We start from the raw sequence: 23533 nt of genomic DNA, 5'->3' as shown, positions 1-23533 counted from the left end.
TCATTTTAAGTGAAAATTTATGTCTGATTTAAGCATATTGCATAACCCTAGATGTTCTAAAAGTCGCCAAACACTTCAATTACTTCATGACAAAGGGTATGAACCACACATTATCGAGTATCTGAAAACCCCTATTCGAGAAGACGAACTCACCCAAATAATTTACCAATTAGGCTTTTCTTCTGCCAGACAATTAATGCGCAAGGGAGAAGACGCTTATAAAGAACAAAATTTAGCGGATCCAAGTTTAAGTGAGGATTTACTGATTACAGCCATGTTAAATCATCCGAAACTCATCGAACGCCCAATAGTTAGGTACAAAGGTAAAGCCGCTATTGGTCGCCCCCCCGAATCTGTTTTGGATATTTTATGAGTCAAGTAGTATTGATTTTATATTACAGTCGCCATGGTGCGACTCAGGCCATGGCTAATAGCATCGCGTTAGGTGTCGAAAAAACCGGATTAGAAGCTCGATTACGTTGTGTACCTGAAGTGAGCAACCATTTTACCGACACCCAAAACTCAATTCCTCATACCGGCGACCCTTACGTAGTAAAACAAGACTTGGATGAATGCTGTGCGCTGGCTCTAGGCAGCCCTACCCGTTTCGGTAATATGGCAGCGCCTTTAAAGTACTTTTTAGATGATACTAGCGGACAATGGTTAGCCGGCACATTAGAAAACAAACCTGCTTGTGTATTCACTTCCTCGTCTAGTATGCATGGCGGGCAAGAAAGCACCTTGCTCACCATGATGATACCTTTGCTACATCATGGCATGATATTGTGTGGGCTACCCTACTCTAACCCTGAACTGCATACCACTCAATCAGGAGGAAGCCCATATGGTGTAAGCCATTTAGCTCAAGGCGACTTTCAGAAGCAGCTCACGATGGAAGAACAAAAACTGTGTATCGCACAAGGCACAAGACTCGCCGCACTCGCTGCGAAACTGGATAACTAATATGACATTTAACAGTACTTTTTTTCGAAGATTAACTTTAAGCAGTTATCTACTATTAATTATTTGGTTAGTAGTTTGGCATTTTGTTTTGACCATAGATAAACCCACCTCCACAGTATTTACACTACTGTTTTGGATTGTCCCCATTTTATTACCTGCAAAAGGACTTATACAAGGAAAACCCTATACTCACGCTTGGACCAATTTTATCGTCATGTATTACTTGTTACATGGTTTAACTGCTGTTTATGCTGTGGATGGCGAAAGATGGTACGCTTTAGTTGAAATAATACTGTGTTGTTTATTATTTACTGGCTGTAGCTTCTATGCACGGATTAGAGGACGTGAACTTGGGCTAGGGATCCGCAAGTTAAAAGATGAATTGTTAGAAGAGAAGCAAGCCTTTGAAAGTCTAAAAACTAAAAATCAAAAATAGTTTTAACAAAAGGTATAGTCAATTTACGTTGTTGTTGCATGGATTGCTGATCGAGAATATCTAATGACTCTATCAACGCTGGCATGTCTCGTTGCCAATGATTGACTAAGTATTTAGCTACGTCTTTCGACATATTCAAACCACGATGCTGGGCTTTCACCATTAAGGCTTGTTGACGCTGCGTGTCGGTCAACGAATAAAGTTGAAAATTTGTTCCCCATGACAATCTAGAAATAAGATCAGGCAGTTCTAAGGATAATTTATTTGGGGGTTGGTTACCGGTAATCACCAAACAGCTTTGATTTTGCTCTTTAATCTTATTGATTAAATCAAATACCGCTATTTGCCAGGCACTTTCACCTTGTAATTTTTCAATATCATCTAGGCAAACTAAGCGATACTGCTCTAAACCTTGAAGTACATCAGGCTGCATATGTTGTTTTTCGTTGAAACTCAAATATACGCTACTTTTTCCTGCTAACTCTGCCTGTTGGCAGCTAGCATACAACAAATGACTTTTCCCTAAACCTGAATCAGAAAACAAATAGGTTAGCCAATTGTTGTTTTTATCTGTTTCAAACTGCCGTAATAACTCACGTAGGTGACTACAAACTTGGGCATTTTGTCCGGGGATAAAACTGGCAAATGATTCGGTGTCTTTTAAACCAATAGGCAACGTCAGTTGATTACTTACTTGACCCAAAAGAACTCCAAACCACGAATAGGCTGACCAAAATCATCCACTACAGGTCTAATTTTACTGTCTAAACTTAGCGCATTGGTTAAATCTCCAACGTCACCTAACAAATCTAGCTCAAACGTAGCTCTCGAACCTTGCTGCTTTATCAAGGTTACCTCGTTGACAACACTCATATTTTCTAATGAATTCAACGCCAGTTTATAATAACTAAGAGAATCAATATTATTAACCACTATCTGAACTTTAGCCTCAGAGCGATCAATTTGCGCAAGGTCTACCGCATACTTTGATGATAGTTGATCGGCCAACGCATCTATTAAAGCCGTAGCAATATCAATTTGACTTTGTTGCTGTACTTTCCCAGACAATAACCCACCACCCTCAATCATGGTCCAATCAGCGGTCCATTGTACGCTAGGTTTTGTTGTGTTTACCCTGTCTTCAGGTGATTCGCTAATAGCGCCATGAATTCTCGCAGAAAGCACAGATGGAACCACATAACGCTCACTTGCTTTGGCAATTTGGCTACTGAATCCTCCCCAAATATCATAAACACTCAGAGTTTGAATATCATCAAGATCCCACAAGGGGTAAACCAAGGTTATGCCCCTTTGCGCAGCTCGAGTACTCAGTTGCTGATAAAACTCTGGGTAGTGCGTTGAATTTGCAATATGTCTATCTGAACCATCTGGTGATTGTATTGCTAACCAAACTAAAGTGTCAGGCCTTCTTTTATCCCAAACTGGAAACCCAGAACTTCGAATCACGTTTGCCACCCGTTGCGGGTCAAAACTAATCACCAAAAACAGCTGTGAACCTGATTTTTCATAGCTGTAGGACCTAACAAAACGTGTAGCCTTAGAAAGTGAATTCCTAATTTTAGCGTTAGATAACAAGTCACTGTTACCTCGGACTTTCAGCAACACTTGTTCCAGAGCTAAACGAAAAGCTTTACTTTGGGTTAATTGTGATTGGTTATCAACGGCAATTTTTGCATCGTATAAATCATCGATAACCGCTGCTTTAGCGCTCTGCCAGCCAAGTATCCACACAAACACAAAAACTAACAACACAGGGTTTATTTTTATTGGCATCTGGGCCAACTCTCCTCAAAACAGATATCTAAAACACTTCTATCGGCTATTGTCATTTATTTGCGAACAAAATTCATCAACTGTTTAAGGAACTATATACCCAAACTACCTAAAAATTATATTTACAGGTTATTTTACGCATATATGTCAATTTCTGTCGTTGGTATTATTTCATCAAGCTGCTAAAATCTGCGCTCTTTTTTGCGACTATATTGAGATTGGGGAATTAACGTGGGCGATAATAAGTCATCACTAAGTTACAAAGACGCTGGGGTTGATATTGATGCAGGTAACCAACTAGTCGAAAGAATTAAATCTGTCACAAAAAAAACTCACAGACCTGAAGTCAAAGGTGGACTAGGTGGCTTTGGTGCATTATGTGCACTTCCTGAAAAATACAAAAAACCGCTTTTGGTATCTGGCACCGACGGTGTGGGTACTAAACTCAGGTTAGCCATGGACTTAAAACAACACTCAGGGATTGGCATTGATTTGGTGGCCATGTGTGTAAACGATCTAATAGTACAAGGTGCTGAACCGCTGTTTTTCCTAGATTATTACGCAACTGGAAAACTGAATATTGATACTGCAGCGGAAGTCGTAACAGGCATCGGCAAAGGTTGTGAGTTATCTGGTTGCGCGCTTATCGGTGGAGAAACCGCGGAAATGCCTGGTATGTATCATGGCGAAGACTATGACGTTGCAGGTTTTTGCGTCGGCGTGGTTGAAGCGGACGATGTCATTGATGGCTCGCAGGTTGCTCACTCAGATGTGCTGATTGCTTTAGGCTCGTCGGGACCTCATTCGAATGGCTATTCTTTGATACGTAAAATCATAGAAGTTTCAGAAAGTGATACCAGCGACTTACTTGAAGATAAACCGCTATCTGAACACCTATTAGAACCCACACGTATTTATGTCAAAAGTGTTCTCGCACTATTGGAGCAAGTAAAGGTTAACGCCATCTCTCATATTACTGGTGGTGGATTCTGGGAAAATATTCCGAGAGTTTTACCCCAAGGCACTAAAGCAGTAATCGATGGTTCAAGTTGGCAATGGCCCGCAATATTTAATTGGTTACAACAAAAAGGTAACGTAACAACGCATGAAATGTATCGCACCTTCAATTGTGGCGTAGGCTTAGTGATTGCGTTACCTAGTGACAAAGCAACTCAGGCACTTGAAATTTTAAATAATCTCGGTGAAAACGCTTGGCAGATTGGCCACATTGAAAATAGTGATGCTGAACAACAGGTAGAGATAAACTAAGTGAGTGAGCAACGCGTGCAAAAGTCTATGGTTGTTTTGGTTTCAGGTAATGGTTCAAACTTGCAAGCAATTATTGACGACATTTCTGAAAATAGAATTAACGCCAAAATCACTGCGGTAATTGCCAACCAAGAGACAGCCTACGGCCTGACCCGTGCAGAAAACGCGGGCATCCCTGCTATTTATATTGATCATAAAAACTTCACCAGCAGGGAGGAATATGACAACAAACTGGCTGAGTGTATTGACCAATACAATCCAAATCTCATTGTATTAGCTGGATTTATGCGTATTCTAACGCCTAGTTTTGTTGAACGTTATTTGGGTAGAATGTTGAACATTCATCCATCTTTGCTGCCCAAGTACAAAGGATTGCATACCCACCAAAGAGCAATAGATGCCAATGACAAAGAACACGGAGCATCTGTGCACTTTGTCACACCAGAGTTGGACGGTGGTCCGGTAGTGTTGCAATCCAAAGTGCCAGTGTTCGAACAACAAGATGTTCACGAGTTGGCGCAACGAGTTCAACAACAAGAACGTCAAATGTACCCTTTGGTTATTAAGTGGTTTTGTGAAGATAGACTAAAAATGATCGATAATAGAGCGGTATTAGACAACAAAATATTAACTGAAGAGGGTTATGCGATTGAATAGGTCTATTGTTCTTTTAACACTAACCTTATTGTTAGGGCTGAGTTTTGGAGCTAACCAACGTGTTTATGCTGAAGAAAAACTAGTTGGTTTTGAAGCAGAGTACCTAGTCTACCGATTCAACAGAACCTTGGGAAAAGCAAAGTTAGTCCTAAAAGCTGATGAAGATAATTTATATAGACTAGATTATTACTCTAAAGTTTCAGCATTCTTTCTGTCAGATATTCGTTCAGAAACGAGTTTTTTTTCATTTAGCGATTCTCAACTACACCCTCTTACGTATGCATATAGTCGCAGTGGCACAGGATCAAATAAAAGTACCAAAATACGTTTTAATGCCACAGAATCAACTGTCACTATCAATCAGGGGCAGCCCATCAATTGGTCAGGACAGCTTGACAACCAACTTTATCGCTTAGACGTACAATTAAAGTTAGCTTCTGGTAAACGAAGCTTTGAGTACAACGTGATAAATAATCGAGGTGAGTTAAGGCACTATGAATTAAAAGTCGTAGGTAAGGAATCACTCGATTTACCCTATGGTATGGTTGAAGGCATCAAAGTAAAAATCATACGCAATAATTCTTCAAGGGAAACGATAGCGTGGTTTTCACCACAACTGAACTATCAATTAGTTAAGTTAAAACAATTCAAAGACGGTGATGAGCAAGGTGAAATCCGTTTAAAAAACTTCAAACCAGGAAACATCGCTGCTCCATCTCAAAACTAAACCTACTGACCAAACTTCACTTATACTACCTTAACTCAGATATCATTTTGGTTGATGCAATTTGTTTTAAACGTTGATGCAAACCTTAATGATAATCTGATCCTTAAACTTGATTTTTACATACTAAAAATATAATGTTCACATTCTGGTCTGACCTCTAAAATTGGAGAATTTATGCAAATCCTAATTTGGTTTTTATATGTAATAGCGTCGCTGGGAGCAGTAAGCTATTTTCGAATGAAGTTATTTAACGCTACTGTGGCAGTTTTTTGTCTATTTGTACTCGGAAGCTTATTAGGTATTGTCGGCGAATTCACATGGTTGGCATTTTTAATTGTAGCCCTGCCTATTAATATCGACTCGATACGCAAGCAATATATCAGTGAACCGATTTTAAACCTTTACAAAAAAATTATGCCTGAAATGTCGAGTACAGAAAAAGATGCTATCGACGCCGGCACGGTTTGGTGGGATGGAGAAATTTTCAGTGGCAATCCGAACTGGCAAACTTTGCACAATATTCCTCAGTCTCGATTAACTGGCGAAGAGCAAGCGTTTTTAGATGGGCCAGTAGAAGAAGTATGTAAAATGTGTAACGACTGGGAAATCACTCACGTCAATGCAGACCTCTCTGACGAAGTGTGGCAATACCTTAAAGACAATAAGTTCTTTGCGATGATCATTAAGAAAGAATACGGAGGCTTAGATTTTTCAGCCTTTGCGCAAGCGCGCGTATTGCAAAAACTATCTAGTGTCAGTGCGGTACTTTCTACTACGGTCGGCGTTCCAAATTCTCTCGGTCCAGGTGAATTATTGCAACACTATGGAACCAAAGAACAGCAAGACCATTATTTACCACGTTTAGCAGTAGGCGACGAAATTCCGTGTTTTGCCCTAACGGGCCCAGAAGCGGGCTCAGATGCGGGCTCATTACCTGATAAAGGCGTAGTGTGTAAAGGTCAGTGGAATGGCGAAGAAATACTTGGCATGCGGCTTACCTTCAATAAGCGCTATATCACGCTAGCACCAGTAGCAACTGTGATAGGTTTGGCTTTCAAAATGTATGATCCAGAAGGTTTGCTTGGTGACGAAAAAGAGCTAGGAATTACCTGTGCATTGCTGCCCAGAGACACTGCAGGCATGGAAATTGGGAATCGCCACTTTCCATTAAATGTCCCCTTCCATAACGGCCCAATCAGAGGACAAGACATTTTTGTACCTTTAGACTACATCATCGGCGGTAATAAGATGATAGGACAAGGTTGGCGTATGTTGGTTGAATGTTTGTCTGTAGGCCGCGTGATAACTCTACCTTCATCTTCTGCCGGAGGGGCAAAAAGCATTGCACTTGCAACTGGCGCTTATGCCCGCATTCGTCGTCAATTTAAAATGCCTGTAGGTAAAATGGAGGGCATTGAAGAAATGTTGGGGCGTATTGGTGGCAACGCGTACTTGATGGACGCAGTCAATTCGTTTTCGACAAAGGGTGTAGATTTAGGTGAAAAACCCTCTGTCATATCCGCAATATGCAAATATCATTTAACCGAAAAAATGCGTCAGATAGTCAATGACTCCATGGACGTACATGGTGGCAAAGGCATCATGCTTGGTCAAAATAACTATTTGGGACGTGCCTATCAAGGAGCACCCATCGCAATTACAGTTGAAGGGGCAAATATTCTAACTCGTAACATGATGATTTATGGGCAAGGTGCGATGCGCTGCCACCCCTACGTTTTGACAGAATTGCTGGCGGCAAACAACCCCGATGAAGAGCAAAGGTTGCAACAATTTGATGAAGCTGTTTTTGGGCATATTGGTTTTGCTATCAGCAACTTCTTCCGTAGTTTATGGTTTTCACTTACAGGTGCAGTATTTACTAAAGCCCCTTTTAGTGATGAAACTGCGGGTTATTATCGCTCAATGCAACGATACAGTTCTAACATGGCGTTTTTATCTGACGTTGCAATGGCAGTTTTAGGTGGTGAATTAAAACGTCGAGAGCGCATCTCTGCGCGTTTAGGTGACTTACTAAGCTATCTATACATGACTTCTTGTGTCCTAAAGCGTTTCGACGATGAAGGGCGTAAAGCTGACGATTTGCCTTTAATGCATTGGGCAATGCAAGATAGTTTACATAAACTGGAAATAGCGTTAGAAGAGTTGTTCGATAACTTTCCATCCAAAATATTGGGAAAAGTGCTTAAGTTAATCATCATGCCATTTGGCAAAAAGTACCGACGTCCTGCAGACGATATCGAACATAAGATAGCCACGTTATTACAAACACCAAGTGAAGCGCGTACTCGATTAGGTGCTGGCCAATATCTTTCTAGAGTAGAAGGCAGTTTGATGGGAGATTTGGAACAAACCTTAGAAAACGTGCTTGCCGCAGAGCCTATTTACAACAAAGTATGTAAGGCCGCAAAAGAGTATTTACCCTTTACTGAATTAGATAAGGTAGCCGATAAAGGCCTTGAGTTACAAGTGATTAGCGATGAGCAAGCTGAACTGCTAAGAGAAACAGAAAAAGGCCGTTTACGTACCATAAATGTTGACGATTTCAAAAATAGTGAGATAGTCCATAATCTTGAAAAAGAAAAGCCAAAACGAAAGCCGCGAGCTAAAAAAGTAGCTTAGTCATATTTAGAAGCCCTGTTAATCAGGGCTTTTTATGATTCTGTCACCGACTCTGAGTAACAGTCTCTAGTTAATGTGTTTTTCGAGGCGTTGTCCAAACTCGACAATAAAACCAACCCCTTCTACCATCTGTGTTTCATTTTCCTCTATGAATAAAGCGATCTATTTTAGCTCTCTGGCGCGCCTTACAAAAGATGTTAAATGACTCAAACTGGTACATTATTTTCTCCGTAACATTAGACTTGCATCACCTTTTTATACTTGTTTTTCTTGTGAAATCCAATAAAGTGTTAATATAAAGTTTAGGTAGTTTTTCATTGGCTTAGTCTAACAGTGCTTTTAGACTTCTCTTTAAACCTTAAGGTTAATTTACCCATAAGCAGTAGTAACATTATGATGGATTATCAAGCAAAAACACCGCGTAGGGATCACGCACTACGTCAAGCCATAGATAGATTAAAGAAAAATGTGACACTGCATTTTGATGCAGAACATTTGTTAACTGAAACTTTACGTGAAATTGGCACTTTAACTAAATCACGTTTTGCAATAATTTTAAAACAAAGTATCGCTGACAATGAACAACCCAGATACATATGTATGGGGGCACAGCATATTTCTCAAGAAGACACTTGGCAAAGCCTCGACCAAAGTGGTCGATTGCATTTAGAGCAAAGTACCAAGCCATTTTTCGATGTTTTATTACAGTGCGCTTCTACGGTCTTAGATCGACCGACCATACGTCAATTAAATAATTTTAACTCCCACTGGCCAACGGTAGAGCGGGCCATGCTAGTACCTATGGGGCTAGATAAACGAAATCACTACGTAATTTGCATAGCTAATGCAGATAAGCATTATCATATAGAAGACGTTCAACGGTTATGGCCTTTGCTAATTCATGTGACAACACAACTGCAATTACTTGTGAGTAATTGCACGCCCTCCCCCCAAAAAAATACGCAGAATGAGTCTATGGAGCACTTTGTAGCCAAAGACGAGAATGTTTGGCGCAAGATATTTTATCAATTAGAAAAAGTAAGCCCACTGGCGATGCTTACCTTAAACGCTGAACAGTTAATTTGCCGTGTTAATGAATCTGCCGAAAATTTATTATCAGTGGCCGGTACTGATTTATTGCAAAAACCGATCGAAGAATTTTTATTGAATCACAAAGTCATTCTACAGGCTTTAAAAAACACCAGTGCAACTAATATGGTGAGCCGAATACGCAGACCAATGGGCGTAGTGATAGATGTAAAATTGAACCTTGTAAATTACCAGGAACAGGGCGTTAAATACGATTTATTATTGCTTGAGAAATTTGAATCCCCCACAGTAAATCAAAATGCAGTGGCCCTTGCATTAGAACGCTTCCAGGTATTAGCAACAATGCTTCCCACGGGTATTTTGCAGACAGATGCCAACTGGCAAACTGAATATGTTAATCAACGCTGGCTTGAAATCACTGATTGTAAAGCTGGTGATATCCATGGTTTAGATTGGATGCAACAATTTCACCCCGAAGAAGCGGAAGAGCTTTTAACCCAATTACACAATAATATTACTGGCGGTCATGAATTTATTCGTGAATGCCAAATGAGATATGGGCAAAGCTTCAAATGGGTGATGTTACATGCAACGCCAATAGTTGATGTAAAAGGAGATATGAAAGGGCTAATTGCCACTATCACTGATTTTTCTAAGCAACATGAAGCTGAAGAACGATTGCGAGAAATGGCAGAAAAAGATCCGTTAACCGGGTTGTCTAATAGAGCCTGCTTTTTTGATAGACTTGATCATGCCCTTGAACGGGTGGAACGCCATGGCTCTATGGCGTTGCTGGCTCTGGACTTAGATGGTTTCAAGCATATCAATGACACATTAGGTCATGATGTGGGTGATTTTATACTCATTGAAGTGGCCAAAAGGTTGCGTAATAGTGTGCGCACTGAAGATACCGTTTGCCGTGTCGGTGGCGATGAGTTTTTACTCATCATTGAAGGATTAGAGGATGCGACTATAGTCGCTTCATTGGCTGAAAAAATACTACAAGTACTTGAAGCGCCTTATCAAATCGGTTCAAAAGAAATATTCATTTCAACCAGTATTGGTATTAGTTTTTCTGTAATGGGCCGCAAAATCACCAGTAAAAACTTATTAAAACAAGCAGATCTTGCGCTATATAGAGCCAAAGATGCGGGGCGCAATAATTATCAATACTACTCACCTGAACTTGAACAAGCTTCAAGAAAAAAACTTGAAGTATCTAACGATTTACACCGCGCGCTTGGACGGCAAGAATTCGAAGTCTATTACCAAGCTCAATTAGACATAGACACAAATAAAATTAAAGGTTTTGAAGCTTTGTTACGTTGGAACCATCCTCTAAATGGTTTAGTTTCGCCTACAGAGTTTATTCCGGTGTTAGAAGAATCTGGACTGATATCCAGCGTAAGCCAGTGGATGTGCCAACAGAGCTTTAGTCAATTACGAGAGTGGATTGATTGCGGTTTATTAGACGAAGACGCGGTGATGGCTGTAAATATTAGTCCTAGGCAGTTTTATGATGAAAATTTAGTACAACAACTACATGAGGCTGTCCTAAATGCCAAATTAAGTTGCGCCAATGTAGTTGTGGAAGTCACAGAAACCCTGCTGCTTAAAGAGCATAACCAAACCATTAGCCATCTTAATCAATTACATGATTTAGGTATTAAAATTGCCTTGGACGATTTTGGAACTGGATTTTCTTCTTTAAGTTATTTAAAAAAATTCCCTATAGATATTATTAAAATTGATAGGAGTTTTATCAAAGATATCACCACAGATGAGAGTGATTCACTGATTACTAAAGCGGTCATTAAACTAGGTGAGGCCCTTGGTTTGACTGTATTAGCTGAAGGTGTGGATACTATGCAGATTTTAGCCTTATTAAAACGTTGGCACTGCAAAAAATATCAGGGGTATCTAATTAATCAACCATTACCAGCAAATAAAGTGAAAGCACTGTGTATCAAACACCGTTAACACAATCTCATACTAAATCGCTAAGGGAAAGAGAGAGAATTGTGTATTTCGCAGAACAAAAAGTAATTATATCTAGTTGCATAAATTGAAGGATACTATGGCAAATATTAGCAGTAATGAGACACCCAACAATCAAAAAACAGAGCCACTTTTTTGTGTTGCTGTAGGCGCTTCTGCGGGTGGCTTAGAAGCATTAAATGAATTTGTTTCCGCTTTGCCAAAAAATGCCCCCATGGCTTATATGATAGTGCAGCACCTATCTCCTGATTTCGATAGCTTAATGGATCAGCTATTACAGCGGCGTACTGATCTAAAAATTTGTACTGTGACCGATGGTATAGAAATAGAGGTAAATACTATTTATCTAATGCCTCCAAGAACCAATATGTTAATGGCGGAAGGCAAATTAATTTTAGTAGATCAAGTTCCCCATCAAGGCAGCAACTTTCCTATTGATGTATTTTTCCGTTCTGTTGCTGCGGCCGCACAACATCGAAGCGTAGCTGTCATTCTGTCTGGTACAGGCAGTGATGGGAGCCGCGGCATTAAGGATGTAAAAGAAGCAGGCGGCTTAATCATTGTGCAAGATCCTAAACAAGCACAGTTTGATGGTATGCCTTTATGTGCGATACAAACTGAAATAGTCGATGCCATCATGTCTGCAGCAGACATTCCAACCTATTTAGTTAAAGTGTTAGGTTTAGAGAACAAACCCAAAAAGACAAGTGCGACAATTATTAGTCAGTTTGATGAAGAAACGTTGACTAAAATTTATGCCCACTTGTTAGAAAATCATGATATTGATTTTGGGCTATACAAACCCAATACGGTTAAACGACGCATTGAACGACGGATGCGAATCCATGATATTGAAGACTTATCAGAATACTTAAAACTCCTGATCGCACACCCACAAGAAGCAAAAACGCTCACTAAAGAAATGTTAATTGGGGTAACACATTTTTTTAGAGATGTGGAAGCATTTGATTGCCTGCAACATCATGTGATCCCTAATATATTTGATAATACACCTAGCAATGAAATGATCCGCGTCTGGACCGCTGGTTGTTCAAGTGGTGAAGAAGCCTACTCTATCGCAATGTTGTTTGACGAAGAACGTCAACGTCGTAAGAGTGGACACGAAATTAAAATCTTCGCTTCAGATGTGGATGCCAATGCGATCAAAGAAGCAAGCTCTGGCTTATTTTCCAACAATATTGCTACAGATGTGAATGCTGAAAGATTAGAGCGCTATTTCGTACAAAGTGATGACGGATACACAGTATCATCAGAATTACGACAATTAGTGGTGTTTGCAAATCATAACTTACTCAAAGATCCGCCATTTTCTAGCTGCCAGTTGGTAGTATGCCGCAATTTAATGATTTATTTTCAAGCAAAAGCCCAACAAAATGTGTTGTCGATGATGCAATTTGCATTACGTAAAGACGGGTATTTATTTTTAGGGAGTTCTGAAACACTGGGTGATTTTCAAAAGAACTTTAAACCAGTCAATGAACGTTATCGTATTTATCAAAAAGACCAAATTATTCATAGGGTAAATGATTTATTTACTATTCCCGCAAATAGAAACAGTCGAGAGCGTAAAAGCCCTCCAAGTATTGAGCGAATATTAAGTCATTACCAACAACCAAAAGAAATTAGTCACATGCCAGCATTGGAGGCCTTGATTAATGACTTTATTCCTGCCTGTGTGATTATGAGTGAGCAATTGGAAGTCATACATTTATACGGTGATTTACAGCCGTACACAAAACCGTTGCAGCAAGGTCGCTTCAGTTCAAAAATTGGAGATTATTTGCTCGAAGGTTTAGCAATGGCAGTGACTACAGCCATTCACAAGGCAGTGAAGCTAAAAGAAGCGGTACGTTTCAAAGATATACAGTATCAATCTGTAAATGGTATCGACACATCTGTAGATCTAGTCGCTTTGTATGTGCCTGGCACCAAAAATAGTCATACTTATGTAGCTATCGGTCTAAGCCCTTCTACTCTTAGTTCTCCAGTAAAAGAATTGAGTGTGCCTTATGATGATCATGTAGAGCCTCAACATAGAATTAACGACCTTGAGGAAGCCTTACGCCACAATCAATATCATTTAAGCGCCACCATAGAAGAGCTAGAAACCACCAATGAAGAGTTGCAAAGTACCAATGAAGAGTTGATGGCGTCGAACGAAGAATTACAAAGTACCAATGAAGAATTACAATCAGTAAATGAAGAATTATACAGTGTTAATAGCGAGTATCAGGAGCAAATAGAAGAAACCACCAAAGTCAATCTTGATATTGAAAACATAATTAAGTCTGCTGACATAGGCTTTATCTTTTTAGATGATGCGATGGTTATTAGGCGTTTTTCTCCTATTGCTAAACAGCACATAAATTTAATCGAGTCTGATATTGGTCGACCTTTCCATCATATTTCCCACAGTTTGAAATATGATGGTTTATTGAAAGAAATTTCATCTGTTATTAACGATGAAATCACCATCGAAAAAGAGATTAGTACTCATAACAAAAGTCAAATGCTAATTAAACTCGCTCCTTATATGGATAAGTCAAATACTGCTCAGGGCTGTGTTATTTCTTTAACCGACACCAGTCAAATGCAAATTTTGAAAACGAATTTAGCGAATAGCTACGCAGAACTGAAAGATATTATGTCGATAAATTTCACTACCAATGAGGATTTATTCGATATATTAGTGGTGGATGATAATGAAGTAGATTTGTTAGCCATTAAAGCTGCGTTAAGCTCTCTTAATAAGAAAAAGGAATTATATAAAATTCATACGGTTACCAGCTTTAATGCTGCCAAGGATTTACTACAACAGCAACATATTGACTTATGCTTACTTGATTATAGGCTCGGTGGATATGATGGCATGGAGTTAGTGCGGGAGTTAAATCAAACAACAGTTCGCCCTGCTTTTGTTCTATTTTCAGGTGAAGTCAATGATGAGTTAACCGAAAGTGCGATTCAATTGGGTATTTACGATGTAATTGATAAAATCGATATCACCCCAGCTTTGTTGGATCGTAGCATTAGATATTCATTAAGACACAAAAAAACAGAAGCATATCTTCAAAAGCTGGTTTAGTTAAAACGCCTGACTGTTTTAGGGAAACTCCAAAGTGATGCAAGTACCTTTTCCTTGTTCACTTTGGATTGAAACCTCACCCTTGTGATTATTCATGATGCGTTTAACCGTGCTGAGTCCCAGTCCGGTACCTTGGTATTCAAAATCACTATGTAGCCTACGAAAAGGCTCGAATATATCATTGATAAATCGATTATCGATTCCTATCCCATTATCGCAAATTTTAATTTGGTGAGATAAAACTGCATTTAAGGCTGCTCTTTTATTGATATTGGCATGAGTAATAGTGATGATTGGGTCTACATCACAATACTTAATCGCATTTTCTAAGATGTTTTGCATCAGCATAAAAATTTGTGCTCGGTTACCTTTAATCGGAGGAAAACTGTGAGACTTAATGGAAATATTAATTTTATTGTCACTCGACAATATTTGTTGTAGTTCAGTGATAATTTGATTCAGATCTATCGCTTCGTTTCCCGCAGCAATATGGTCAGTTAAAATATAGTCGTACAAACCTTCAACTAAATAATTCATGGTTTGTAACCTGCTTTCAATATTTTCAAATAAAAATAGGTCATCACTGTCTAACACATCACGCTCAGCTAATTGCTCTTTAAGCAAACCTGTCAGTTGTCCTACATTACGAATGGGCGCTTTAAAATCATGAGATAAACTACGGCAAAACGTTTGTTGATTAACCGTTCGGTTTTCAAGTTCCACTTGATGATGTTTGCGCTCAATTGCATAGAGCACCATGCGTTGCAGTAGAGTTTGATGAAGGCTTTCTTTAGGCAATAGATCTTGGACGCCATCTTTGATCATTCGTTGCCCCACATCATCATATTGCAATGAAGTTAGCACTATTATAGGTACTGTCGTTTTTAGCTCTTTTAAGGCAGTAGTCGTGTTTTCAATATTAGAGTCTGGCAGACAAAGATCGATTAAAGCGATATCAAAATCACCTACATGCAGGGCTTCCAATCCTGCAGACAGCATCGTAAATATATCGATCTGGCAATCATCAGCAAAAGCACCTAAACAACACTCTTTGATTAGTTCAAGATGATCAGGATTGTCTTCAATTAATAGTACTTTCATATTTTTGGTAACTCGCTAACATCAGCCCAAAAGCGGTTTACATCACAGATTTTTTTGGCGAAGTCGGTGTAATCAAAGGGCTTAACTATATAGCTATTAGCGCCATCTTTATAACTCTGTTCAATATCCAATGTATTTTCTGAAGTACTGACCATCATAATGGGAATGTGTTTAATCGCGGGATCGGCTTTGATTATCCTTAGTGCTTCTAAGCCATCAATTAAAGGCATTTTAATATCTAACAGAATTAAGTCGGGAAAAAGGGGCTTGGCAATATTTTGTTGTTTCAATGACTGTAAGTGTGAAATTAATAAGTCCCCATTACAAAACCGAACGAGTTTGTTATGAGGATTATAATCTTGTGATGCCTCAATTATCATTTCTGCATGATCATCATTGTCTTCAGCTACTATTATATGTAATGGTTTCATCAGTCACTATTTATCCGTATTTTTAGGGAAGCAAAGAGTAAAGGTACTGCCCTCACCTATTGATGATTCGAGCTCGATCCACCCCAGATGTTTATCCATGATAGTTTTCACTATAGCTAAACCTACTCCACTTCCATTGCCAACATCGAGCCGTTCAAAAATCTTGAATATTTTATGATGATGTTTCCTATCTATACCAATACCATTATCAGACACAAAGATACAATTCAAATTATCTCTTTGATAATAGCCAATCTTAATTTTTGGAGATCTGTTTAGGTCTGCGTAATTAATACTATTAGAAAACAAGTTTTGTAAACATTGAATAAGTAACTGGGCGTTAACCTCTAAGTATTTGTCACCATTTTCAAGTTCGAACTGTGCACCTGAAGCCATAATTGATTGATTTAAAGATTGTTGTGCTATTTCTACACAAGTGCTTAATTGACAACTATCATATTCCAATTTTTGCCTAACAATACGAGCTAAATCAAGTAAATCAGCGAGCAACCGAGTCATGTGTTCTACATTTGCTTTAATACGCGATAGTCTATGGCGATTCTTATCATCGAGTGCATCACCTGCAGAATCTAAGATACGCTCAGTAAAGCCGCCAATGGTTACCAAAGGGGATTTAAGATCATGAGAAACCGTATATACAAAAGCCTGCATTTCTTGATTCCGGGATTCCAGTTCTTCATTAGTATCTAGTAGCGATTCTCTGAGTAAACTGGAATCGGTAACATCCCGAAATATGGCAGATACAGCAGAGACAGCCGAATTGCCTACATTGACTGGCGAAAAGGCCACTGACATGACTTTATTTACCTTTTGCGAAGAACTTAATTGCAATTCCAAAGAATCAACCTTTTGATTCTTATATATGGCCTTGATTTGGTTTTTAATTGCAGCTAATGCAGAAGGATTTTTGACTAACTTTTCAATAGTAATATTTCTTATGTTAACTGCATCAATGCCAAAGAAAGTTAAAGCAGCGTGATTCCAAGAGTCAATTTGTCCATCCTTATTAATACTGATTATGATGTCACTAGAGCCTTGAAAGATAGCCTCAAATTCGGCTTGAACTTTTAACCGTAAAAAACTGGCATGGCTATATAAACGGTATAATGTTAAAAACACAAACGCCAACAATATCAGTACTATGTTCAATAAAATGGACGTATTGTAACGTTCTAGAATTAGCTTATTCACCTGTTCTTGATTAATAGCTGCAATCAATGTCAATGGAGGCACATGTGAAGTAACGGTTAGTTTGACAGGATATTGACTCACATTGTAGATGCGTTTGTTTGTACTAAATTTAACGGTTTGAACGTCGGATAAAAATTGCTGTTTTGATGAAATTTGCTGAACATCTTTGTTCCAATTATCAAGAGCACCATACTCAAAAGAAAAAGCCAGTTCTTCATTAGGATGCAATAAGTATTGGCCTTTCTCATTCAACAAAAATAACTCCAAATAAGATTTTGTATGTAATGGCAACTTATCAAGCAATAATTGTGCATTAAAATTAATGATCACAAATCCAAAAAACCGACTTTGAGCATCGAATACCGGTTGTGCAATGCGGTAAGTCGGCCAAGCGGGTTGTTCAATTTTTCCATATTCTCGGTTAAGCGTAATTTCTGAAATATATAGGTGTTCAGCAGGTAAAATCTGTACTTGCTGAAAGTAATTTCTTTGAGACTTTTGCTGTAATTCAGCCCCCCTAACAGCTTCAATCTTGTCACCTATTCTGTGTACGCGCACCAACTCGCGGCCCTGATCTGTTTTACCGATAAAACGAATTTGCACAATATCCGGATTGTTTTTGATATACGCTGAGAAAATGGTTTCTAGTCGTTCTACCCAAACCTCGTAATGCGTATTTTGAAGAGGGTCAATGCCCGAATTTTGTAATGCTCGAGTGATCCCAGCAATCGGAGGCGTCGCATAAATAAAGCCTGTATGACGAATACTATTAAGCAGGGTTTGTTCTATAAGGGAGCCTTTTAGGGCCGATTGCAAGTTTAAAGAGGCACTGGTTTCATTGATTACTTGCTTAGATATAGCTAGATAGTTATACCAAAGCGTCGTGAGGCCAAGTACTAAGACTAAAATGCACCCAATGAAATAACCCACTTTACTTAAATGGAATTTATTCACAAAAAAGTGGCCAAATCAAAAATTTACAGCGTTCCATTTACAATATCCCTATTTTTTGTTGCTAATAATTATTGCCTTATCGTTATCAGATTTAGTTTATATTTGATAATCGGAACGAGTAAACATCATAACTGAAATGCTAGTAGACGATTCAATTAAATCTGTTGCAGCAAATTTCGGTAGCTTACAACCGGATTCAGATGAAACAGAAAACTAAATAGCTAAGCTCCAAAACACGCCTTCTAAACCAGCTAAAAAAACACCTTTAGTGAATACTAGATTTTTAATTACCTGCAATTGCCTAAATCTAACATCTCTTTCTTCAGACCATCAGACATAAAAGCAACTTCAACTCCATTCAACTGGATCTGCCTAAGATCAGCAGATGTTAACCCAACTACCTCTCGCGCTAACTTGTACTCATCGGCAATCTCAATACCTGATACTCCAGGATCGTCAGTATTTAATGTGACTATTATCCCCTTTTCGATAAAGGTTTTAATGGGGTGCTGAGCAATATCAGTGCAGGCTCCAGTCTGGAAATTAGACGTTAAGCAACACTCAATACTGATCCCATTATTTGCCATGAAATCCATTAAATTTGCATCCTCACACGCTGTAACACCATGACCAATTCTTGTCGCTCCGAGTATCTCTATCGCGTCGAGAATACTTGCTGGACCATCAGCCTCACCAGCATGGACTGTGATACTCCATCCGACATCGCGGGCTAAACTGAAGTGCGCTTTAAACCTATTAGCCGGATACCCCTTTTCATCACCTGCTAAATCTAAAGCGACGATATCGTCTTTTGCTCTAAGCAATCCTTGTAACTCTTGGTAGCATGATTTTTCACCAAAACTGCGACTCAGTATGCCAATTAAATTAACTGGAACACCAAAAGCTTGACTTCCTGCCTTACAACCGGCAACCACTGCATCAACCACTTGCTCAATGGAAAGATTGTGTGCTTTGGCCATAAATACAGGTGAAAACCGCAATTCTGCATACGTCAAGCCGGCTAGCTTAGCGTCTTCAACATTTTCGTAGGCAATACGGTAACAAGCTTGTTCTGACGCCAACACCGAAACACCTAATTCCATCTTTTTCAAAAACGCTAAAAGATCGGTTGTTTTTACTTTGATTTGAGTGGCATCGATTAATTCTTGAAGATTTTTCTGCTCTAACGGAATAGAAAACTCTTCAGCAAGTTGCCAAATAGTTGAGGTTCGAATATTTCCATCTAGATGTCGATGTAAATCGGTTAGGGGAAAGTCAGTATTTATCACGACTCTTTAATCTGGTACATCCAAGTGTTTTAATAGTAATACTGCTTGGGTACGAGTATTGACATTAAGCTTTCTAAACACAGCACTTATATGTGCTTTTACAGTTGCCTCAGTTATGCTCAAATCATAGGCAATTTGTTTGTTAAGTAGGCCATCTTGTAAAAGTTTTAATACCTGAAATTGTTTTGGGGTTAATTCACCTACTAATTTTGCAACGTCGAGCACTGGTGTATCTTTTTCAATACAAATCTCGACACCCTCGGGCAACCAACTTTTCCCGTCCATTATTTGTATTAGGGCATTAGCGATGCTTTGCGTAGTAGTCGCTTTGGGAATAAACCCCTTGGCGCCTAAATTAATAACTTTTGAGATGACTTCAATAGAGTCACTCGCCGATACGACAACGACTGGCACCTTGGGAAAGTCTTGGGAGACACGTAACAAACCATAAAAATTTTCGCAGCCTGGCATATTCAAATCTAACAATACTAAATCAAAATCAGTATTATGTTGTAACGCCTCTAGGGTCGAATCCAAACTATCAGCTTGAACAATATCAATCTTTTCAAAAAGTGGACTGAGCGCTGAAATTAGGGCTTCTCTATATAAAGGATGATCATCTGCTATTAAAAATTTCGCCACTAAACCTACCTGTATATTCTATTGTTCTTCTTCAATAATTAAGACTAATACTTTAGTCTTAATTATTGAAGGATTAACTTACATTTTTTATCATTTCAAATGCTGTGATTGATTTCTGCTCTATTTTAATGACATTACCTTAAATAACTTAATTTCTAATAAAGAATAACAGTGTAATCAAGAAGATAACAAAGGAAATTGCTTGGATTAGATTGCGCAGGTAGAATTGCGAGATATTTCTATTTAGGTCACAGCGCCACGATGCAAGACGGTAAAGATACCATTTATTCTCAGCCACAACAAATCACTGAATTTTGTTTTGACCATTCGGTAGCCGAAGTTTTTCCTGACATGATCCAGCGTTCAGTCCCCGGTTATAGCACTATAATTGATACCATTGGTCAAATATGCGCTAGGTATGCGCAACCACAAACCAATATATACGATTTAGGGTGTTCATTAGGTGCAGTGAGCTTAGCAGCAAGCAAATATATTCAACGTGAAAACTGCCAGATCTTGGCTATTGATAATTCACAAGCCATGGTGCAACGCTGTAAGTTACATGTTCAATCCTACAAATCAGCCACTCCTATCAATGTGATATGTGATGACATACAAAACATTGATCTTAAAAACGCCTGCTGCGTGGTAATGAACTTTACCCTGCAATTTATTCCGCCGGAACAACGTTTAGATATCATTCAAAAAATTTATTCTGGTTTGAATTCGGGCGGCGTTTTGGTGTTATCTGAAAAACTCAGTCATGACACTGAACTAGGCAATGATTTACTTATTGACCTTCATCATGAATTTAAACGCAGAAACGGATATAGCGAACTTGAAATTAGTCAAAAACGCTCCGCATTAGAAGATGTAATGCGTACCGAAACCTTTGAGCAACATAAAGAACGATTGAAACAAGTCGGTTTTAGCGATGTGGTGCGTTGGTTTACCTGTTTTAACTTTGCGTCAATGGTAGCAATAAAGGGGAAATAGCTTCGAGCTTCGCAAAATGTTTTGTATCAGGTTTGCAGTTAACTAAAAACTGCGTCATTTAAACGAAAAAAATTAATTTTTTGTTGTTAATCTTTAAGCTCGCGGCTAATAGCTCGTAGCTCAAAGCTGCTTTTTAGGAGGCCACTTGGCTGTTACTTGGTTTAATAATTTTTATAAACATATCGCAGATTCACCTTTAAGTCACTGGCTTGAAGTGTTGCCAGCGCAAATTGCAACATGGCAACAAGAGCAATTGCATGGCGATTTTAATAAATGGGTAAAACTGCTTAACAAACTCCCGGATATTTCAACAAACTCCGTCAACCTAAAAGACAAAGTTGCTTTCGGTGATGGAAGTGAAATCACTGAATATACCCAAAAACAAATAGCAGGTTTACTCAAACAGTTTATGCCTTGGCGTAAAGGGCCCTTTCAATTGCATGGTATTCACTTAGATACAGAATGGCGCTCAGATTGGAAATGGGAGCGCGTGGTGCCTCACATAAAAAATCTCAAAGATAAGTACGTTCTCGATGTAGGTTGTGGTAGTGGATATCATATGTGGAGAATGTTGGGTCAAGACCCCAAAATGGTGGTTGGAGCCGACCCCTCACAACTATTTTTAATGCAATTCCAAGCAATTAAACACTTTAACCCAGATCCTCGTATTCACCTACTTCCTGTAGGAGTTGAACAACTGCCAGAACTGAAAGCCTTTGATACAGTGTTTTCCATGGGTGTACTTTACCATAGGCGTAGCCCCATTGACTTTTTGTATCAGCTAAAAAACCAGCTTCGTAAGGGGGGTGAACTAGTGTTAGAAACCTTGGTTGTTGAAGGAGATGAACAGACTGTCTTTATGCCTGGCGAACGTTATGCACAAATGCGTAATGTATGGTACTTGCCCAGTACTGCAGCGCTAACAGTTTGGATGCAAAGAGTCGGGTTCAAAAATATTAGAGTGGTCGATAGAGCCGCAACAACAACTGAAGAACAACGGGCAACTGAGTGGATGGACAGTCAGTCCTTAGTGGATTTTCTTGACCCAAATGACCCAACCCAAACCATTGAAGGATACCCTGCGCCTCTTCGAGCTGTTTTAGTCGCTGAAATTTAATCCATATGGGTTAATATTAATCAACAAAATGCCTAGTAATACGTCTAGGCATGCGGGTTACCAATTCATAACCAGAAGTGCCCGCCCAACTAGCTACTTCGTTGGCTGATAACGCTTTGCCCCACAACTGCGCGGTATCACCCACTTTAACATTGGTAAGTTCGGTAACATCAACGCTAATCATATCCATAGATACCCTGCCCGCCAATGGCGCACGTTGATGATTAATTAACACCGGTGTTCCGGATTCTGCCGTACGCGGATAGCCATCACCATATCCCACTGCAATGGTGGCAATAACTGAAGGACGTTGCGCCTTCCATGTGCAACCATAACCGACAGACTCACCTGTTGAAACTTCTCGCAAGGCTATCACTTGTGATTCGAAAGTCATGGCTGGGATAAGTTGTTCGGCTTGCCCTTGAGGCACATCAAATGGGCTCAACCCGTACAACATAATCCCTGGTCGATTCCAATCTAATCGAGTTTGCTGCCAAGCTAATAGGCCAGCTGAGTTGGCCATGCTTAATGCCACTTTTTGTTTAGCGTTAGTTATTATTGGCTGAATACATTGTTCAAACAGTCTAATTTGTTTAGTTGTGTACTCCCCACTTAGCTCATCAGCATACGCAAAATGTGTCATAAGAAGGATATTTTTAACCTTCTCCGATGCCTTTAACTTCTCGTAGCTAGATTCAACATCTTCTAGGGAAATTCCCAATCTGTGCATGCCGGTATCGATTTTCAACCAAACATTGATTGGCCCTGCAAATGTAGCGTTAAGCAAATGAGTTAATTGCGAAAGGCTGTGTAGAACCAACTCACAATGATTATCATAAGCTACATTTAACTCCGTTTTTTCAAAACATCCTTCGAGTAATAAAATAGGCTTTATCAAACCATTTTCTCGCAAAACCATCGCTTCTTCGAGACAAGACACCGCGAACATATCAACTTGTTGCTCCAATGCTTTTGTCACCTCAACAGACCCATGCCCATAGGCATCGGCTTTAACCACTGCCACCGTTTTAGATGACGGTGCAAGGGCTTGTGCAAATCGAAAATTGGCCTGAATAGCCGCTAAGTCAATAATGATTCTGGCAGGTCGAGACATACAGGTTTTACATTCCAGTTATTATGAAAAGAGCGTG

At 39.2% G+C, this 23533-nt stretch carries 19 protein-coding genes; 11 read left to right on the top strand and 8 right to left on the bottom strand.

The window, feature by feature from the left end; all coding sequences use genetic code 11:
• The first annotated feature begins 19 nt into the window (after positions 1-19).
• The 3 genes from arsC to ABJK37_RS06705 are packed head-to-tail and all read left to right on the top strand — an operon-like array spanning position 20 to position 1399.
• Positions 20-373: an arsenate reductase (glutaredoxin) gene (gene arsC / locus ABJK37_RS06715; protein ID WP_348351382.1), complete on the top strand. Its 354-nt coding sequence runs from the start codon at positions 20-22 to the stop codon at positions 371-373.
• Positions 370-963: an NAD(P)H:quinone oxidoreductase gene (wrbA, locus tag ABJK37_RS06710; protein WP_348351380.1), complete on the top strand. Its 594-nt coding sequence runs from the start codon at positions 370-372 to the stop codon at positions 961-963. Before arsC ends, wrbA begins: the two co-directional genes overlap by 4 nt.
• 1 nt (position 964) lies before the next feature.
• Complete coding sequence (locus ABJK37_RS06705) at positions 965-1399, top strand: DUF2069 domain-containing protein (RefSeq protein ID WP_348351378.1); 435 nt, start codon at positions 965-967, stop codon at positions 1397-1399.
• Here the strand turns inward: ABJK37_RS06705 and hda are convergent.
• The gene (gene hda / locus ABJK37_RS06700) at positions 1383-2102 is read right to left on the bottom strand and encodes a DnaA regulatory inactivator Hda (protein ID WP_348351376.1); all 720 of its coding nucleotides are present in this window, start codon (positions 2100-2102) and stop codon (positions 1383-1385) included. The two genes, ABJK37_RS06705 and hda, sit on opposite strands and share 17 nt — an antisense overlap.
• Positions 2090-3193: a DUF2066 domain-containing protein gene (locus tag ABJK37_RS06695; protein WP_348351374.1), complete on the bottom strand. Its 1104-nt coding sequence runs from the start codon at positions 3191-3193 to the stop codon at positions 2090-2092. Before ABJK37_RS06695 ends, hda begins: the two co-directional genes overlap by 13 nt.
• A 231-nt stretch (positions 3194-3424) precedes the next feature.
• Between ABJK37_RS06695 and purM the strand changes: the two genes are divergently transcribed.
• The 6 genes from purM (at position 3425) to ABJK37_RS06665 (ending at position 14640) form a co-directional block, all read left to right on the top strand.
• Positions 3425-4462, top strand: a complete 1038-nt coding sequence (gene purM, locus ABJK37_RS06690) for a phosphoribosylformylglycinamidine cyclo-ligase (RefSeq protein WP_348351372.1) — start codon at positions 3425-3427, stop codon at positions 4460-4462.
• Between the two features lie 27 nt (positions 4463-4489).
• Positions 4490-5119: a phosphoribosylglycinamide formyltransferase gene (gene purN, locus ABJK37_RS06685; RefSeq protein ID WP_348351598.1), complete on the top strand. Its 630-nt coding sequence runs from the start codon at positions 4490-4492 to the stop codon at positions 5117-5119.
• Positions 5112-5846 carry a DUF3108 domain-containing protein gene (locus ABJK37_RS06680; RefSeq protein ID WP_348351369.1) on the top strand — a complete coding sequence of 245 codons (735 nt, stop codon included), beginning with the start codon at positions 5112-5114 and terminating at the stop codon, positions 5844-5846. Before purN ends, ABJK37_RS06680 begins: the two co-directional genes overlap by 8 nt.
• A 174-nt stretch (positions 5847-6020) precedes the next feature.
• A complete protein-coding gene (fadE, locus tag ABJK37_RS06675; RefSeq protein ID WP_348351368.1) occupies positions 6021-8486 on the top strand; it encodes an acyl-CoA dehydrogenase FadE in 2466 nt (821 codons plus the stop codon).
• 393 nt (positions 8487-8879) lie between these two features.
• The gene (locus ABJK37_RS06670) at positions 8880-11516 is read left to right on the top strand and encodes an EAL domain-containing protein (protein WP_348351366.1); all 2637 of its coding nucleotides are present in this window, start codon (positions 8880-8882) and stop codon (positions 11514-11516) included.
• A 97-nt stretch (positions 11517-11613) separates the two neighbouring features.
• Complete coding sequence (locus ABJK37_RS06665) at positions 11614-14640, top strand: CheR family methyltransferase (RefSeq protein ID WP_348351364.1); 3027 nt, start codon at positions 11614-11616, stop codon at positions 14638-14640.
• A gap of 18 nt (positions 14641-14658) precedes the next feature.
• On the opposite strand, the gene ABJK37_RS06660 is transcribed toward ABJK37_RS06665, so the two are convergent.
• From ABJK37_RS06660 to ABJK37_RS06640, 5 genes are all read right to left on the bottom strand, one after another.
• The gene (locus tag ABJK37_RS06660) at positions 14659-15741 is read right to left on the bottom strand and encodes an ATP-binding protein (protein ID WP_348351362.1); all 1083 of its coding nucleotides are present in this window, start codon (positions 15739-15741) and stop codon (positions 14659-14661) included.
• The gene (locus tag ABJK37_RS06655) at positions 15738-16172 is read right to left on the bottom strand and encodes a response regulator (protein WP_348351360.1); all 435 of its coding nucleotides are present in this window, start codon (positions 16170-16172) and stop codon (positions 15738-15740) included. The genes ABJK37_RS06660 and ABJK37_RS06655 overlap by 4 nt, the downstream gene beginning before the upstream one ends.
• Positions 16173-16178: 6 nt before the next feature.
• On the bottom strand, positions 16179-18338 hold the full coding sequence (locus ABJK37_RS06650) for an ATP-binding protein (RefSeq protein ID WP_348351358.1): 2160 nt from the start codon (positions 18336-18338) through the stop codon (positions 16179-16181).
• 287 nt (positions 18339-18625) lie between these two features.
• Positions 18626-19627 (bottom strand): adenosine deaminase, encoded by a 1002-nt coding sequence (add, locus tag ABJK37_RS06645; RefSeq protein WP_348351356.1) that lies wholly within the window; start codon positions 19625-19627, stop codon positions 18626-18628.
• 6 nt (positions 19628-19633) lie between these two features.
• Entirely contained in the window at positions 19634-20269 is a 636-nt protein-coding gene (locus ABJK37_RS06640) for a response regulator transcription factor (RefSeq protein ID WP_348351354.1), read from the bottom strand.
• 261 nt (positions 20270-20530) lie between these two features.
• On the opposite strand from ABJK37_RS06640, the gene cmoA reads away from it, so the two are divergent.
• Positions 20531-21265: a carboxy-S-adenosyl-L-methionine synthase CmoA gene (gene cmoA, locus ABJK37_RS06635; RefSeq protein WP_348351352.1), complete on the top strand. Its 735-nt coding sequence runs from the start codon at positions 20531-20533 to the stop codon at positions 21263-21265.
• 145 nt (positions 21266-21410) lie between these two features.
• Positions 21411-22382, top strand: coding sequence for a tRNA 5-methoxyuridine(34)/uridine 5-oxyacetic acid(34) synthase CmoB (gene cmoB / locus ABJK37_RS06630; RefSeq protein WP_348351350.1), 972 nt, complete (start codon positions 21411-21413; stop codon positions 22380-22382).
• Positions 22383-22398: 16 nt separating this feature from the next.
• Here cmoB and alr read toward each other — a convergent pair whose 3' ends face one another.
• The gene (gene alr / locus ABJK37_RS06625; RefSeq protein ID WP_348351348.1) at positions 22399-23496 is read right to left on the bottom strand and encodes an alanine racemase; all 1098 of its coding nucleotides are present in this window, start codon (positions 23494-23496) and stop codon (positions 22399-22401) included.
• Positions 23497-23533 lie beyond the last annotated feature (37 nt).

The sequence above is a fragment of the Paraglaciecola sp. genome (genome assembly GCF_039964565.1).
In the GTDB taxonomy this organism is placed as follows: domain Bacteria; phylum Pseudomonadota; class Gammaproteobacteria; order Enterobacterales; family Alteromonadaceae; genus Paraglaciecola.
This window is presented reverse-complemented; position numbering and strand designations above follow the sequence as displayed.

What these genes read in the sequence shown, in the direction of transcription:
- arsC (WP_348351382.1), top strand. Translation starts at nt 20, where the DNA reads ATGTCTGATTTAAGCATATTGCATAACCCTAGATGTTCTAAAAGTCGC.
- wrbA (WP_348351380.1), top strand. Translation starts at nt 370, where the DNA reads ATGAGTCAAGTAGTATTGATTTTATATTACAGTCGCCATGGTGCGACT.
- ABJK37_RS06705 (WP_348351378.1), top strand. Translation starts at nt 965, where the DNA reads ATGACATTTAACAGTACTTTTTTTCGAAGATTAACTTTAAGCAGTTAT.
- ABJK37_RS06695 (WP_348351374.1), bottom strand. Translation starts at nt 3,193, where the DNA reads ATGCCAATAAAAATAAACCCTGTGTTGTTAGTTTTTGTGTTTGTGTGG.
- purN (WP_348351598.1), top strand. Translation starts at nt 4,490, where the DNA reads ATGGTTGTTTTGGTTTCAGGTAATGGTTCAAACTTGCAAGCAATTATT.
- fadE (WP_348351368.1), top strand. Translation starts at nt 6,021, where the DNA reads ATGCAAATCCTAATTTGGTTTTTATATGTAATAGCGTCGCTGGGAGCA.
- ABJK37_RS06670 (WP_348351366.1), top strand. Translation starts at nt 8,880, where the DNA reads ATGATGGATTATCAAGCAAAAACACCGCGTAGGGATCACGCACTACGT.
- ABJK37_RS06665 (WP_348351364.1), top strand. Translation starts at nt 11,614, where the DNA reads ATGGCAAATATTAGCAGTAATGAGACACCCAACAATCAAAAAACAGAG.
- ABJK37_RS06660 (WP_348351362.1), bottom strand. Translation starts at nt 15,741, where the DNA reads ATGAAAGTACTATTAATTGAAGACAATCCTGATCATCTTGAACTAATC.
- ABJK37_RS06655 (WP_348351360.1), bottom strand. Translation starts at nt 16,172, where the DNA reads ATGAAACCATTACATATAATAGTAGCTGAAGACAATGATGATCATGCA.
- cmoA (WP_348351352.1), top strand. Translation starts at nt 20,531, where the DNA reads ATGCAAGACGGTAAAGATACCATTTATTCTCAGCCACAACAAATCACT.
- alr (WP_348351348.1), bottom strand. Translation starts at nt 23,496, where the DNA reads ATGTCTCGACCTGCCAGAATCATTATTGACTTAGCGGCTATTCAGGCC.